Below are 14964 nucleotides of genomic sequence, written 5' to 3'. Positions count from 1 at the left end.
GCCGTGACTCCCGAGTCCCGAAGCTGACAGCGGGCAGTGCGAGAGTGTCCCCCCAAAAGGGGAGCCCTCCGTTCGAGCGCGGTCCGTAGATTCTTAGGGCTCGTCGTCGTACTCCGAAGGGATGCGGCTTGAGGACTACATCGAGGGATTCGAGCGCGACGAGGCCGCCGAGAAGCGACGCCTCGCCGAGGAGAAGTCCTACGCGATCACCGATCACCTCGAAGACGTCGAGCGCCAGCTCGAAGAAACCCTGCAGGGTGACGCGCTCTTTGGCTCGACCGCGCCCGAGATCTTCGTCGGGCGGTCGGGCTACCCGAACGTCTCCTCCGGCGTGCTCTCGCCGGTCGCCGACGAGGGCGACCCCACGGACTTTGCGACCAGCGGCCAGTGGTACGCCAACGGCCTGGGGATCGAGGACGTCCTCCAGCGTCGGACGGGCCTGCTCAACTCCCAGCGCTCGGCGAAGGTGGACGTGAATGACGTCTGGGATGGGTTCGTCGGCACCCAGCGTGAAGTCGCCATCGCCGACCGGCCCGTCGACGTCGAGATCGGGCTGGACGGGACGCCCGATTTCGACCTGACCACTGACGACATCTCCACGCCCACGGGCCCGCGGGCACGGGCGACCGAAGCCACACTCGCCGAGAATCCCCACGTCCCCCGTCCCGTCGAGAAGACCCTCGAAGACGACGACTGGCGCGCCGAGGGCGCGATGACCTATCTCTACCGGAAGGGCTTCGACGTCTACGACGTCAACACCATCCTCTCGGCGGGCGCGCTGGGGCAAGGAGCCAACCGGCGACTCGTCCCGACACGGTGGTCGATCACCGCCGTCGACGACACGGTCGGGCAGTATCTGCATGGCCAAATCCGCAACGCGAACACCATCGACGAGACCCAGGTCTGGTACAACGAGTACATGGGCAACCGCTACTGGATCATCCTCACGCCCGGCGACTGGGAGTTCGAGCTCGTCGAGATGAAAGCCCCCGAGAGCGTCTGGAATCCCCTCGGGGAGACCCACTACCTCGCCAGCGCCCACGAGGGCTACGAAGGGCGGACGAGCTACGTCGAGGAGACCGCCGGGGCCTATTACGCATCCCGACTCGGCGTCCTCGAACACCTCGTCGACATCGATCGACAGGCCAAGTGTCTCGTGCTCCGGGAGGTGACCGATGACTACTGGGCCCCGGTCGGCGTCTGGCAGGTCCGGGAAGGAGTCCGCAACGCCTTCGAGGATCCGGAGGGTCTGCCCGACGCGCTTTCGGGCCGATACGGCGAGGCCGGGAGTTTCCGCGATGCAGTGACCAGCGTGACCGAGCAACTGCCGGTGTCGCTGACTGCGCTCCGTCGGAAGTCCGAGATGGTCGCCGGCCTCCAGGCGACGCTGTCGGACTTCTGAGACGGATCACCGGCAATCGGCTGTGCGCCCGGCGAGATGGCCTACCCTTATTTGCCAGGCGTCTCGAAGAACGGGCAATGACAGATGATACCGAGGGGGAGATCCAGGAGACCCTGGATCTGCGGGAGTACGAGTCGACGGCGCTGACGCAGTTGCTCACGCTCGGGCGGACGACCGCACCGAACCTGGCCGAGGCGACGGGGATCCCGCGCGCCCGGATCTACGACGTGCTCGAGACGCTGTCGAACGAAGGCTACGTCAAGGAGATACCGGGCCGACCGAAGGAGTACGAGCCCAAACATCCGGAGACGATCCTCGACCGCGCAGTCGAGAACCGCCGGCAGTCCTTCGAGTCGGCCCGTGAAGAGATCGATTCCTTCCGCGAGCGCTTCGTTGCGGAATTCGGCCCCGTCTACGAACGCGCCAGCGAGGACGTCACGCCCACCGAGGACCTGTTTCACGTCGTCGACGTCGGCGAGCCAAGCGAGACCGAAACCCGCCGACTCTACGGGTCGGCCGACGAGGAGATCGCCGTCATCACGAAGAGTTTCGCGTACTTCGATGGAGTTCGTCCCGCGTTCGAAACTGCCTACGACAACAATGTCCCGATCCGGGTTCTGTTGCTCGATCCTGACCACCTCTCGGCGGAGAATCGTGGCGTCCAGGCCGACGTGATCGAGACGCTCCAGGCGGACTATCCGGACATCGAACTGCGATTCAGCGAGAAGTCCCTGCCCTGGCGCGGCACGATCGTCGATCCCAGTATGGACTACGAGACCGGCGAGGCGATCATGCTGGTCGAGGAAAAGGACATCCCGCTGTCGATGCGACAGGCCGCCGTCACCGAGAACGGCTCCTTTGTCGCCGGGCTGGGCCGGTACTTCGAGTTGATCTGGGAGTACGACAGCCGGCCGGTGAGTGACGAGACAGACGGTTCAATCTGAACCGACGGCCCAGGGGTCGCCACGTCCCACAGAATCCACACCTACTTTTCTCCCCGGCGGCAACGACCGGCCATGAACCACGAGCGCTCCCGCGAGCTGTACGATCGCGCGCTGTCGGTCGCCCCGGGCGGCGTCAACTCCTCCGTGCGGGCGATCCAGCCGTACCCCTTCTTCGTCGAGAAAGGCGACGGCGGTCACGTCATCGACGCCGACGGCAACCGCTACCTGGACTTCGTGATGGGTTATGGCCCGCTCCTGCTGGGCCACGACCTGCCCGAACAGGTCCAGTCGGCGATCCAGCAGCGCGCCGCCGAGGGCCCGATGTACGGCGCGCCGACGGAGGTCGAGGTCGAACTCGCGGAGTTCGTCGCCAGACACGTCCCGAGCGTCGAGATGGTCCGCTTCGTCAATTCGGGGACCGAGGCGACCGTCTCGGCGGTCCGCCTCGCTCGCGGCTATACGGGACGGGACAAGATCGTCATCATGCAGGGCTCCTACCACGGCGCCCAGGAGTCAACCCTCGTCGAGGGCGAGGGCTGTCACACGAGTCCGTCGAGTCCGGGCATCCCGGAGAGCTTCGCCGAGCACACGATCACCGTCCCGTTCAACGATCCCGAGTACGTCGAGGGCGTCTTCGAGAACCACGGCGACGAGATCGCGGCCGTCCTGACCGAGCCGATCCTCGGCAATCACGGCATCGTCCATCCCGTCGAGGGGTATCACGAGACCCTCCGGGACCTCTGTGACGACTACGGGTCCCTCCTGATCTTCGACGAGGTGATCACGGGCTTCCGCGTCGGCGGCCCGCAGTGCGCCCAGGGCAAGTTCGGCATCGAGCCCGACGTGACCACGTTCGGGAAGATCGTCGGCGGCGGGTTCCCGGTCGGTGCGATCGGTGGGAAAAGCGAGATCGTAGAGTCGTTCACGCCCGCCGGCGACGTCTTCCAGTCGGGCACCTTCTCGGGCCACCCGGTGACGATGGCTGCCGGGCTGGAGACGCTGCGGTACGCCGCCGAGAACGACGTCTGGGAGCAGGTCAACGAGCTGGGAGCGCAAATGCGCGAGGGCCTGACCGACATCGTCGCGGATCGCGCCCCCGAGTACACCGTCGTCGGGTCGGACTCGATGTTCAAGGTGATCTTCACCCGCGACGGGGCCAGCGGCGAGAACCACTGCGGGTCGGGCTGTCGCCAGCGCGAGTCCTGTCCGAGCTACGACGCCTGCCCGAAGAACGGCGCGGACGTGGATCGGGCCGAGACCGAGCGCTGGGAGCGGCTGTTCTGGCCGGCGATGAAAGATCAGGGCGTGTTCCTGACGCCGAACCAGTTCGAATCGCAGTTCGTCTCGGCGGCGCACACCGAGGCAGACATCGAGGAGGCGCTTGAAGCGTACAAGGAAGCGCTGTAGCTCGGAGTCTGCTTCCTCTCAAGCCCCGCCGTTATCGAGTCGTCGTTCGTCGCGATAGAACGGACGATTTAGTTCCGCCTGATTCACGATGGTGCAATGGCGGCCTCCGAGGTCATCAGCAGTCACCGGCGACTGTACCAGCGGGGTGCCGAGGTCGGACTCTACGACGAAGTGTTTGGAGAGTGCCTCGCCGAACTGTGGACTCAGAACCGGACAAAGACCTACTATCGGTTCGGGATTGCCACTGAAGCCCAAGTAACGGCGATGCACGATCTCGCCACCGCGATTCATAACGAGCTGGTCAATGCGAGTCGAGTCCAACACGAGTGTCTCTGTTGATCGATATTTTCCGCAAGGTCTTGGCGTAGACAGTGACACAGCAGTATCTGTTTCAGAGTTGTCAGGCACAGCCGTGACTCATACAGAGTATACAGTTAGCAAAGGAATTGCTCTATTCAGGGCACTGATTTCAACCGAAAAATATCTCCGATCAGAACGTGGCTCAGTTATTGTGTACTCTGAATGTCCAGAATGCGGGTCTGAAGACGTCACTGAACTCGGATGGAGTGACGAGTTCAAAAATGCGAACATGAGATGTGATGACTGCGGCCACGAATGGAAGTCTTTGATGTGAACGCCTCTACCCCGAGAGAATGAAGACCCACTCCAACCAGCAAACCGAACAACCTATTGCTAAACTTGCGCCCTCTATCTTGCACGCAAACCAGTGACAATATCGATAATCTGACCGTTGCTTCGCTCAGTTAGCGAAGAACCAGTGACGATTGTGCAGTTCTTCCGCACAGTCACCCCCAAAACCCACTCATGAGAGCGCTTCGACGACGTCACCGGCACTGAACAGTTTGAGATCGTCGCGTTCCTCGGCGGCTTCTTCGACTGCCAATGTGAACCCACTCCGAGAAAAGAGCGCATACGTCTCGACCCGATCGCCCCCGTCTTCGGGCGTCCATCGGGGTTCCTCGACATGATCCCGAAGTTTCGAGAACGCGTCGTACCCGAGCGGAGCCTGCGTGAACGTGCACTCACCGACGATCAGCGTCTCGCTCGTCGTAATTCTCACCACGTCGATCTCGTGACTGATCGTACTCTGAAGTATCATTATGAGTGCAGGGAATTCCAACGCCCGAAGAGACAGCCAGTATCGTCACAGCCGGTTCGTCGGCCTTTTCTCTCCCACTTCCCTACCCCGACATAACTCGCATGGACCCGGAGGACAACCGCCGGAGTTGGGCCGAACGCGACGGAGCCTATTCGCCGGAGTACTACGCCCAGATCGGAGAGAACGAGGTGAGCGAGACGCTCGCGACCGTCATCGAGTACTACGCGAACGAGGACGCGAGCATCCTCGAGATCGGGTGTGGCTCGGGTCGCCACCTGGACCACTTACTCGGCGTCGGCTACAAGGACCTCGCCGGGATCGACATCAACGACGAATCCTTCGAGGTGATGGCCGAGGAGTACCCGCGACTCGCCGACACCGGGACCTTCCTCAGCGGCGCGATCGAGGACCACCTCCCGGAGTTTCCCGACGACGCCTACGATGTCGTCTACTCCGTCGAGACGCTCCAGCACGTCCATCCCGACGACACGTGGGTGTTCGAGGAACTGACGCGAGTCACCGACGACCTGCTAATCACCGCCGAGAACGAGGGAAACCGGCCAAATCGGGGACCCGACGCCGTCGACGTCAGCCACGTCGACGACGATTTCCCGCTCTATCACCGCGACTGGAAGGCGGTGTTTTCGGACCTGGGGCTCGCCCAGCTCCTCGTCGAGCGGACGAACCGCGACACGATCCGTGTCTTTCGGGCCCCCTGACGTCGTTCGGTGGCTGGCCGGCGAAGCGGCCTACCGAATCATCGTCAGCAGCATTTTGAAGCGCTCCTCGGCGGCGACCGCGTGGGGCGTGTCGGCGGGGAAGACAATCGACTCGCCCGCTTGCAGTTCGTAGTCAGTCCCGTCGATCGTGACCTCAGCCGTACCGTCCAGCACCTGCAGGAGTGCCTCGTGGGGCGCGGTGTGCTCGCTGATCGTCTGGTCCTCGTCACAGGCGAAGATCGTCAGCGTCGCCGCCTCCCGGTCGACCAGCGTCCGGCTGACGATCGCCCCGTCCTGGTAGTCGATGAGGTCGTCGAGTTCGAGTGTCGATCCCGCGAGGTCCGCGAGTCGGTCGTCGCTCATACCGGCCGTTCGACCGGCCGACGCTTGGGGCTGCCGGCAAACATGTTCGGGCGTGGTCAAACCGATACCGCTACGGACCAGCCAACCGGGTTTCCGTCCATGCGCGTCAGCGTCATCGGCGGGAGCACGGTTGGGGACGAACTGTACGAACAGGCTCGTGAAGTCGGTCGGTTGCTGGCCGAGCACGATCACGAGGTCGTCTGTGGCGGTCTCGGTGGGGTCATGGAAGCCGCCGCGCGCGGGGCGAAAGAAGCAGGTGGCCATCCGATCGGGATTCTCCCCGGCGAGGACCGCGAGATGGCCAACGAGTACATCGAGACGCCGATCGCCACAGGGCTCGGCAACGCACGCAACGCCCTGGTCGTGAGTAACGGCGACGCCGCCATCGCGATCGACGGGTCGACGGGCACCCTTTCTGAGATCGCGCTGGCACTCGACGCCGGCAAGCCGGTCGGGGGGCTGGATACGCACGACATCGAGGGCGTCGAAGCCGTCGAGACGCCGGAGGCCGCCGTCGAGTATGTCGAGTCAGCCCGTCTCAGCTAGCCAGTCGAAGACCGTCCCTTCCAGCAGCGTATCGCCCTGTCGGCTGATGTACTGGAACGGCATCCTCGGGATCGCTTCGCCGGGCAGGATGCCGTCGAGTGGGGCGCAAAACCGACCGCGATAGCACGTTGGCTCTCATCGAAACCGGAGTATATTGCATATTATCTACTGAGAGAAGGGTCGGCCTCCTCGATTCAAACAGAGGAGCGCCAACTCGGACGGGAACGCACCGAATCCCAGGGACGATTTGTCCGATCGGTGGCAACCCCCAAGAAGCGCCAGGGAAGCCCTGACAGAAACAACTGCACTTCCCAATCCGGTCGGAACCGTATCGAGAGTGGCTCCGTTCGAGCATGTCACCGACTGTCGAGAAGCCACCACGACGGAGACTGACGAACGCGGAGCGCCTCATAGATACGGGAAAGGATCACCGCCAAACGGGAGTTCGGGAAGGCATTACCACTGAGAGCGGCCTTATACGGTTGTGAATGGTACAAAAGGGTGATGAGTAGACGGCAGACAGTCGGAAAGCGAACGTGGCATCGCGTTCCTGCGGAGGGATCGAGCAATGAGTGATACCGATAGCGAAGCCGACCATCTGGACAACGTCGAAGACGGATGTGGGTGTGCGGAAGTCTGGGAGCATCTTTCGGCGGAGCGAGAGCGGACAGCCTCTGACGATTGAAGGCTGCCCCGCGGCGAGACGTTTTTAGCTATACGATCCCACTCAAGCATATGAATGAGTGACGAGACGCAGGGGCCGGAAATGCCCACCGATCGGGAGTCGCCGGTCGGCCAGCCGGTGATCCGGGGTGACCCAGACGCGACAGGTGAACATGCGGATCGCGCCGTCGAGTTCGATCCAACCGAGGACGAGAGCATTCAAGCGGCCGCAACAACCGTCCGCGCGTTCGCCGAGAATACCGTCGGTGACGAGGACAGCGTCTACATGCTCCGGGGTGCGGCCGCCTGTGCCGCGCTGGTCCGGGGCGTCGGTTCCTACAAGGCGGCCGCCGAACGGGCCGGCGGCGAAACGACGGTTTCGTTCATCCGGAAGTGGTCCCGGGTCCACGACTTACCCCGGTCGATCCGCCGCCACGTCGCAAAGGGAGAGATCGCCCCCACGGCGGCCAAACACATCGCCCGCGTCAGTGGCACGTCCCGGTTCCTGCTGGCGTTTGCCATCCTCGATCACGGCTTGACTGTCCGGGAGGTTCGGACGCTCGCGAGTGAGATCACTGACGGGGCGGATCCGGCGGTCGTCCTCGGTCAGGCCGGATATCCACTCGGCGAGCTTACGATCCGGTTGCCGGTCGACGCCTATTGTGAACTTCGGCGACGGGCCTCGCTCGAGGACGAATCGCCCGGGTCGCTGATCGCCGCGGCACTGGCCGATCACTACGACGCGGTCGAGGAGCCTGACCGACGGCAACCGTAAGGACTTAGCCGGCAACTCCCCCATGAGCGAGTGAGGGCCGGTAGCTCAGTCAGGCAGAGCGTCTGGCTTTTAACCAGACGGTCATGGGTTCAATTCCCATCCGGCCCGTTCACGCTGGCGCTCGCAATCTCGCGAGCGCATGCTGTTCGAAGCCGGTGGGAATTGAGCCCTACCAGTGGCAGCCCGCGCAGCGTAGCGAGCAGGAACCTCTGGTTCCGGTTCAATTCCCATCCGGCCCGCTAAACTTTTCTCGTCGGGTTCGTGCGTGGCGCGAACCACTCCTCGAAAACTTTAGTATCCAAAAGCCGGACGCTCACTTCGTTCGCGTCCGGTGAAACGACTCGCTTCGCTCGTCGTATACTTGACGTGGGGAATTGAACCGGGGAGCCGCAGCCCCGGAAGCACAGCGAACGAAGTGAGCGAGCATCCCGGAACGTCTTCACTCGCTTCAAATCCCACCGGCAACGATTTTCACGGAACGGTGTTCGACCAGCAGCTGTCGAAGCGTGGACGACAGCGAAAAATGAGTGGTCGATAATCTACCCGACAGCCCTACTAGACCGACTCGAACGTCCAGAGTTGGTTGTTACCGCCGTGCCAGTCGTACTGCTGGACGTTCGCACCATCCGATGTCGAGGAACTCGTAATCTCGACAGCCTTCTGGCTGTGGACTGGCTGGATATGATACTGGCCGCCGCCCTGGTCGTTCAGGTAGAAGCGCTGGTTGTCGCCGCCGCCGTCCGAGTACTGATGGACGTTCGCACCGTCCTCGGTGGACTGGTTGGCGACGTCGAGCACTTTCCCGCTGTTGACGTTCTGGATCCGGAACTGCCCGCCGCCCGTATCCTCGACGTTCCACTGCTGGTTCTCGCCGCCCCAGTAGCTGTACTGCTGGACGTTCGCACCGTCCGACGTCGACTGCCCGGCGACGTCCATGCCCTTCCCGCTGTTGACGTTCTGGATGCTGTAGGTGCCGCTAGCCGGCGGATTCGAGGAGCCACTCGAACCACCGCCGCCTCCGCCGGAACCGCCGCCTCCGCCACCGCCACCACCGCCACCGCCGCTACCGCCGCTACCGTCGGCACCGACCCAGACCTCCGAGGAGCCGCTGCTCTGGTAACCCTCGGTGGCCAGGATCATGTAGTCGTGGTTGCCCATGGGCAGCCCGTGGTTCTCCCAGGCATCGAAATGATTGCCGGTCGTGATCGTCCCGCTCGTCCGGGAGTTCTGCCGAACGGACCAGTACTGCGTGAACGTTGCATTGCCCTCGATCGAGGGCTTGTTCACCCGCTCGGACGTGTAGATCTCGTAGGTCGACCCGTTGGTAGTATGGGTCCCCTGATAGGAGTCGCCCGGCTTGTAGCTGCCGTAATCCTCGATGATGTAGTACTCCACCAGCGGGTCCGTCGTCCACCCGTATAGACACAGGTAAGAGTTACCCGACGGGTTGTAGTTGGCCGTGTAATCGACGTCACGGCGGCCACCCGTCTGCCAACCTTTGCCACAGACGAAGTTGCCTGTGTCCGACCAGTCGACACTGTAATTGCCGCCGTCTCCCAGCGTCATCTCGACTGTGCCCTCGGCGTTGGTCCAGAAGGAGTAGTAATACCCGCTGTCGTTGCCAGTCTGGTTCGAGGTGATGGCCGCGGCCGGACTCGCGATGGATCCAATGCCGAGTCCTGTCGCCACTGTCGCGGCCGCTCCTTTCAGATAGCTCCGCCGATCGAACCGGCCGATTCGGCCGTTGTCGCTCGATTCGTCCGCCGCGTCTTCGATGTTATGTCGCCCCATTGTGTTTTACCAACAGACATATAGCACGAGTCCAACCACATAAATCATTCTATTTTCGAGTCATATCGAATTCGGGGACACAAGCAGAAATACAAGTCAGTAGCGAGAGATTACCACCGGCGAAAGGGTGACTTTCAACGGTGACTACCGGCAATAGGTGATCTATGCTGATATTTCAGTCCCCGTTCGCTCGCCGTGAGCGCGAAAGGGGATCCTCTTGTTGACGATACAGCTCGAATCGTCGCTTTCACGAGATCGTGACGGTCACCTCGTCGGTCGTGGACCGGCCCTCGTTGTCGGTTGCGGTGAGCGTGACAGTGTAGGAGCCGACGGACTGGTAGCGCTCGTCGATGTACCAACCACTGCCGGTGACGCCGTTGCCGAGATCCCACTCCAGCGAGGAGATGTAGTTGCCTGACCCCGTGGTGTCGTTGATGTTGAACTGCACGAGGTCGCCGGTGCTGGCCGAGGTGGTGTTCGGATCAATCTCCGCAACGAGATCGCCGCTGGTACCGCCACCGCCACCAGTGCCACCATTACCGCCGCCACCGCCGCCACCGCCACCGCCGCCTCCGCCACCGTCAAGCGAGAGATCAAAGGTGTTGAGGTCCCACCAGCTCTCGTCCATGGAAACGCGGATCACCTGCTGTCCGGCGTCGAGTGAGACCCCGGAGGTCGAAACCGTCTCCCAGGAGTCCCAGCCGCCGGTCGCACCGAAGCTGACGTTCCCGGAGACGTTCTGTCCGTTGACTTCGAGGTGGAAGGAACCGCCGCCCGAGTCAGAGGCGACCAGCGCATCGAGGGTGTAGTCACCGGATTGCTGGACGTCGACGGTGTACTCGACCCACTCGCCGGACTCGATGTAGCCGATCGAGTAGCCCGAACCCGCGGAGTTCGAGGAGATGTCGACGCCTTCGCCGGTGCGCATCGCACCGCCCTCGTTCTCGGACGTGTTGTCGCTGTAGGCGACGCCCGAGCCACCCTGGTCGTACTCCTCGGCCGGAATGGTGCCGGGGATGCTGTGCGGCGTTCCGTTGTAGGGCTGCTGGCTGCCGGAACCGCCGCCACCGCCTCCGCCGCCACCGCCTCCGCCGCCACCGCCTCCGCCGGAACTGCCGACTGTGACGCTGGAACTGCCGCTGGATTGGTAGCCCTCAGTGGCCAGGATCTGGTAGTCGTGGCTCCCCATGTTCAGGCCCGCGCTCTCCCAGGCGTCGAAGTGATTCGAGGTGGTGATGGTGCCGCTCGTCCGGGAGTTCTGTCGAATGGACCAGTACTGCGTGAACGTCGCCGTCCCTTCGATCGAGGGTTTCTCGACTCGCTCGGACGTGTACATCTCGTACGTGGAGCCGTCAGTGGTGTGAGTCCCCTGGGACTGGTCTCCGGGCTTGTAGCTGCCGTAGTCCTCGATGATATAGTACTCCACCAGCGGGTCCGTCGTCCACCCGTAGAGACACAGGTAGGAGTTGCCCTGCGGGTTGTAGTTCGCAGTATACTCGATGTCCCGGTCCGAGCCGGTCTGCCAGCCCTTGCCGCAGACGAAGTTACCCGTGTCCGACCAGTCGACACTGTAACTACCACCGGACTCAAGCGTCATTTCGACCGAGCCCTGGTCGTTCGTCCAGAACGAGTAGAAGTACCCGTCGTGAGTCCCGGTCTGGTTCTCGGTGATCGCAGCGGCGGGACTCGCGATGGATCCGACGCCGAGTCCTGTCGCCACTGTCGCGGCCGCTCCTTTCAGATAGCTCCGCCGATCGAACTGGCCGAGTCGGTCGTTATCGCTCGATTCCTCCGCCGCGTCTTCGATGTTGTGTCGCCCCATTGTGTTTTACCAACAGAACTATACCGCAATTCCATGCATATAAATCATTCTATTTAGAACGGATGTCCAGAACAGACATACAATCAAGAAGCGGATCATAATGCCGGTAAATCGCCACCAAGACAATACAATTGGTAGGTAAATAAATCGACAAGACATGTCGACCTGGCTGTCGGATGGTGACCTGCATCGGTGGAATATCGTTGCCGAGGTTCGTCGACTCGCGGTCAGCGAAGCAAACGACAGCAATCGTACCGAGCCAAAGTCGATGAAGTCCCATCTCGATCGAACACAAAACGGTCGTCGGTATCCGCATCGGGAGAGGGAATGGCAAGGCCCTGATAGATAATCAACAGACAGACCGCCACTGAGCCACGCCAAGCGAGTTCAACGCCAACGTGGGGAGAGCCGGACTGTCGGCCCGAACGGAACGGTCGCGTCAAGGACGAGAGTGTCAGCTCGATCACGACGATGCCCAAAAGGGCAGCAGGAAGCCGGTATTGATCTCAGCGATTGGCCACGCTTGCGACCCCGTTCACATCACTGACAGTGGCATCGGAGACGATCGACGCCAGTCGCTCGATCCCGTCGAGGAGCCGGGGACTCGGCTGATTGAGCAACGAGTCGTCGATCGCGTGGAGTTCGGCGTCGAGGTCCCATTCGCGTTCGACCAGCGGCCGCGTCGACGGTTCGGCCGCGCCGCAGTGATGGACGATCACCCGATCCGGGTCAGCATTCTCGACCGCCGCCCGATCGATCTCCCGAGAGCGTTCACCCGGGTCGAGGAAAGGGTAGCGACCGCCCGCGGCGCGGACGGCTTCGGGTACCCAGTTGCCGGCCGCCATCGGCGGATCGCCCCACTCCTCGCAGTAGACGACCGGCCGATCGTCACCATCGAGCGTCGCGTCCCGGACCCGGTCGAGGCGATCGCTGGCGCGTTCTTCGAGGACGCGACCGCGTTCCGGGAAACCGATCGCGTCGCCGATCGTCCGGAAGGTCTCCAGAACGGCATCGAGCGTGGTCGGTTCCGCGTGGGCGACCGTGAACCCGTCGTCGCGCAACGCATCGCGGAGGTCAGCCTGGAGCGGGTCGTTCGTCAGAACGAGATCAGGATCGAGTTCGGCGATCCGATCGAGATCCGGGTTCAGCCAGCCACCGAGCCGTGGGACGTCCGGGACATCGCAGTGAGCGGTGACCCCGACCAGCCGACCGCCCGCGTCGAGGGCGGTGACGGTCGACGTGGCACTCGGGGCCAACGAGACGATCCGATCCATAACCAGTCGTCCGGTTCCGACCCATAAAACGTCTGTGCGCCTGCTGTCGGGGGTCGGTGAACGGGGAGACGGCGTACCTGCCCGAATCGAGGGTTCATGGAGGTACAGCGCGTAGGAGACGTATATGGAGGACGCGAAGGGGATTGAGAACGCGAGGGGGCCCGACCCGGTCGTGGTACTCGCGGACGTCCGCAAGGAGTACGACCTCGGCGGAACGGTGACGGCACTCGACGGGATCGATCTGACGCTCCCGGCCGGCTCCTACACCGCCATCGTGGGGCCGAGCGGCTCCGGGAAGAGTACGCTGTTGAATCTCATCGGCGCGCTCGACACGCCGACCTCGGGGACGGTTACCGTCAACGGGACCGATGTCGGTGGCCTCTCCGAGCGCGGGCGCGCACGACTCCGTGGGACCGAGATCGGGTTCGTCTTCCAGACGTTCAACCTGATGCCCCGGCTGACCGCCGTCGAGAACGTCGAACTCCCCCTCGTCTTCGCCGAATGGGACCGACGCGAGCGGGCCGAACGCGCCCGTACTCTCCTCGAACGCGTCGGACTCGGGGACCGACTCGATCACTTGCCACAGGAACTCAGCGGCGGCCAACGCCAGCGAGTTGCTATCGCCCGCGCCCTGGCAGCCGACCCCGCGCTCCTCTTGGCCGACGAGCCGACCGGGAACGTCGATACTGACACCGGCGAGGAGATCATGTCGCTGTTCGCGGACGCCCACGACCGGGGCAACACGATTCTGCTGGTGACCCACGAGCGTCGGATCGCCGAACACGCCGACCGGATCGTCCACGTCAGAGACGGCGTCCGCGAGCGGACCGAGCACCTGGGAGGTGACGACTAATGGACTGGCGAGAAGGGGTTCGGATGGCAGTGCGAGCGATCGCCGGCCATCGGCTCCGGTCGGCGTTGACGGTCGTCGGCATCGTCATCGGCATCGCGACGGTGATCGCGTTCGCGAGTTTCGGTGCGAGCGTCCAGACCGACGTCGTGAGCGAGTTCCAGTCGACATCGGCGAGCGAGATTTACGTCGCCTCCGGTGGCGGATTCCTGGCCGGTGGCGGGCCACCCGGGAGCGGGATCGGCCTCACGACCCCGGCCGTCACGACATACGATCTCGAACAGCTCCGTGCGATCGACGGCACGCGGACCGTGATCCCACGGGGGTCGGTGCCCGTCTCGTCGTTGACATACGCGAACCAGACGGTCACGCCCGGAAGCCTGACGGCGACGAGTCGCGGGGCGTTGGCGGGCACGATCGTCGAGGGCCGGGTCTTCGAGTCCGGCACGAACGAGATCGTCCTCAACGAGATCGCCGCCGCGCAGTTCGAGCCGAACGTAACCGTCGGTGACACGGTCGAACTCCTCCGAGAGGGCACAACCTCGCTGACGGTCGTCGGCATCACCACCGGGGCTCGCGGTGGGTTCACCGCACTCTCGCCGCCCGGACCGGAATTCTACGTTCCGGTCGACCCACACTACCGGACGACCCAGGAATCGCCGACCCTCGGCGTCGAGCAGCGGGCGTACTCACAAGTGACGATCGTGGCCGATGCCGGCCGCGTCTCGGAGACCCGCGACGCGATCGAGACATACATTCAGACGGAGTCGGATGCGAGACAACTCGCGGGCGACGGTAGCCAGGTGACCGTCGAGTCGACCGAGGACGTCGTCGGCGGCATCCAGGCCGTGCTTCAGGACATCACGCGACTCATCACCGGGATCGGCGTGCTCGCGCTCGTGGTCGGCGCGTTCGGCATCGCCAACATCATGCTCGTCAGCGTGACCGAGCGCACGAAGGAGATCGGGATCATGAAGTCGATGGGCGCGACCAACCGGGAGATCGTCGGGCTGTTCCTCGTCGAGTCCGTCCTGCTGGGTTCGCTCGGGGCCGTGATCGGTATCCCGCTCGGACTCGGCGTCGGGTACGCGGGTGCGACCTACGCCGAGGTCGGGTTCACGATCCCCGTCGAGTGGGTCGCCATCGCCATCGCGATGGGGATCGGTATCGGCGTGATCGCCGGGCTGTACCCGGCCTGGCGGGCCGCTCGCGTCGATCCGATCGAAGCCCTGCGATACGAGTGAGCGGCGAGGAGCCGGCGGGACCGGACGTGACCACCCGGATCGAT

At 63.4% G+C, this 14964-nt stretch carries 14 protein-coding genes and 1 tRNA gene; 10 read left to right on the top strand and 5 right to left on the bottom strand.

Translation table 11 applies throughout. The features are described 5' to 3' along the window. Window positions 1-121 precede the first annotated feature (121 nt). The 4 genes from nreA (at window position 122) to HUTA_RS09635 (ending at window position 4092) form a co-directional block, all read left to right on the top strand. Window positions 122-1402 (top strand): DNA repair protein NreA, encoded by a 1281-nt coding sequence (gene nreA / locus HUTA_RS09650; RefSeq protein ID WP_015789711.1) that lies wholly within the window; start codon window positions 122-124, stop codon window positions 1400-1402. Between the two features lie 77 nt (window positions 1403-1479). Beyond that, window positions 1480-2346, top strand: a complete 867-nt coding sequence (locus tag HUTA_RS09645) for a TrmB family transcriptional regulator (RefSeq protein ID WP_015789710.1) — start codon at window positions 1480-1482, stop codon at window positions 2344-2346. A gap of 72 nt (window positions 2347-2418) precedes the next feature. Continuing rightward, a complete protein-coding gene (gene hemL / locus HUTA_RS09640; RefSeq protein ID WP_015789709.1) occupies window positions 2419-3753 on the top strand; it encodes a glutamate-1-semialdehyde 2,1-aminomutase in 1335 nt (444 codons plus the stop codon). Between the two features lie 96 nt (window positions 3754-3849). Next, window positions 3850-4092, top strand: a complete 243-nt coding sequence (locus HUTA_RS09635; RefSeq protein WP_015789708.1) for a hypothetical protein — start codon at window positions 3850-3852, stop codon at window positions 4090-4092. 484 nt (window positions 4093-4576) lie between these two features. Here HUTA_RS09635 and HUTA_RS09630 read toward each other — a convergent pair whose 3' ends face one another. Next, window positions 4577-4873 carry a hypothetical protein gene (locus HUTA_RS09630; RefSeq protein WP_015789707.1) on the bottom strand — a complete coding sequence of 99 codons (297 nt, stop codon included), beginning with the start codon at window positions 4871-4873 and terminating at the stop codon, window positions 4577-4579. Between the two features lie 101 nt (window positions 4874-4974). On the opposite strand from HUTA_RS09630, the gene HUTA_RS09625 reads away from it, so the two are divergent. Next, window positions 4975-5592: a class I SAM-dependent methyltransferase gene (locus HUTA_RS09625; protein ID WP_015789706.1), complete on the top strand. Its 618-nt coding sequence runs from the start codon at window positions 4975-4977 to the stop codon at window positions 5590-5592. A 30-nt stretch (window positions 5593-5622) separates the two neighbouring features. Here HUTA_RS09625 and HUTA_RS09620 read toward each other — a convergent pair whose 3' ends face one another. Next, window positions 5623-5955: a cupin domain-containing protein gene (locus HUTA_RS09620; RefSeq protein WP_015789705.1), complete on the bottom strand. Its 333-nt coding sequence runs from the start codon at window positions 5953-5955 to the stop codon at window positions 5623-5625. 99 nt (window positions 5956-6054) lie between these two features. Between HUTA_RS09620 and HUTA_RS09615 the strand changes: the two genes are divergently transcribed. From HUTA_RS09615 to HUTA_RS09605, 3 genes are all read left to right on the top strand, one after another. Continuing rightward, window positions 6055-6501, top strand: coding sequence for a TIGR00725 family protein (locus HUTA_RS09615; RefSeq protein WP_015789704.1), 447 nt, complete (start codon window positions 6055-6057; stop codon window positions 6499-6501). Window positions 6502-7240: 739 nt separating this feature from the next. Further along, window positions 7241-7939 carry a DUF7119 family protein gene (locus HUTA_RS09610; protein ID WP_015789702.1) on the top strand — a complete coding sequence of 233 codons (699 nt, stop codon included), beginning with the start codon at window positions 7241-7243 and terminating at the stop codon, window positions 7937-7939. Window positions 7940-7973: 34 nt separating this feature from the next. Beyond that, window positions 7974-8047, top strand: a tRNA-Lys gene (locus tag HUTA_RS09605). Between the two features lie 447 nt (window positions 8048-8494). On the opposite strand, the gene HUTA_RS09600 is transcribed toward HUTA_RS09605, so the two are convergent. From HUTA_RS09600 to HUTA_RS09590, 3 genes are all read right to left on the bottom strand, one after another. After that, window positions 8495-9730 (bottom strand): glycoside hydrolase family 11 protein, encoded by a 1236-nt coding sequence (locus tag HUTA_RS09600; protein WP_015789701.1) that lies wholly within the window; start codon window positions 9728-9730, stop codon window positions 8495-8497. A 247-nt stretch (window positions 9731-9977) separates the two neighbouring features. Next, window positions 9978-11552, bottom strand: coding sequence for a glycoside hydrolase family 11 protein (locus HUTA_RS16005; RefSeq protein WP_015789700.1), 1575 nt, complete (start codon window positions 11550-11552; stop codon window positions 9978-9980). A 506-nt stretch (window positions 11553-12058) separates the two neighbouring features. Then, window positions 12059-12826: a cobalamin-binding protein gene (locus HUTA_RS09590; protein WP_015789699.1), complete on the bottom strand. Its 768-nt coding sequence runs from the start codon at window positions 12824-12826 to the stop codon at window positions 12059-12061. Window positions 12827-12950: 124 nt separating this feature from the next. Here HUTA_RS09590 and HUTA_RS09585 point away from each other — a divergent pair, with 124 nt between their 5' ends. Together HUTA_RS09585 and HUTA_RS09580 are read left to right on the top strand one after the other, a co-directional pair. Further along, on the top strand, window positions 12951-13679 hold the full coding sequence (locus HUTA_RS09585; protein ID WP_015789698.1) for an ABC transporter ATP-binding protein: 729 nt from the start codon (window positions 12951-12953) through the stop codon (window positions 13677-13679). After that, window positions 13679-14920 carry an ABC transporter permease gene (locus HUTA_RS09580; RefSeq protein WP_015789697.1) on the top strand — a complete coding sequence of 414 codons (1242 nt, stop codon included), beginning with the start codon at window positions 13679-13681 and terminating at the stop codon, window positions 14918-14920. Before HUTA_RS09585 ends, HUTA_RS09580 begins: the two co-directional genes overlap by 1 nt. Window positions 14921-14964 lie beyond the last annotated feature (44 nt).

The organism is Halorhabdus utahensis DSM 12940, from assembly GCF_000023945.1.
GTDB classification, from domain to species: Archaea; Halobacteriota; Halobacteria; order Halobacteriales; family Haloarculaceae; genus Halorhabdus; species Halorhabdus utahensis.
This window is presented reverse-complemented; position numbering and strand designations above follow the sequence as displayed.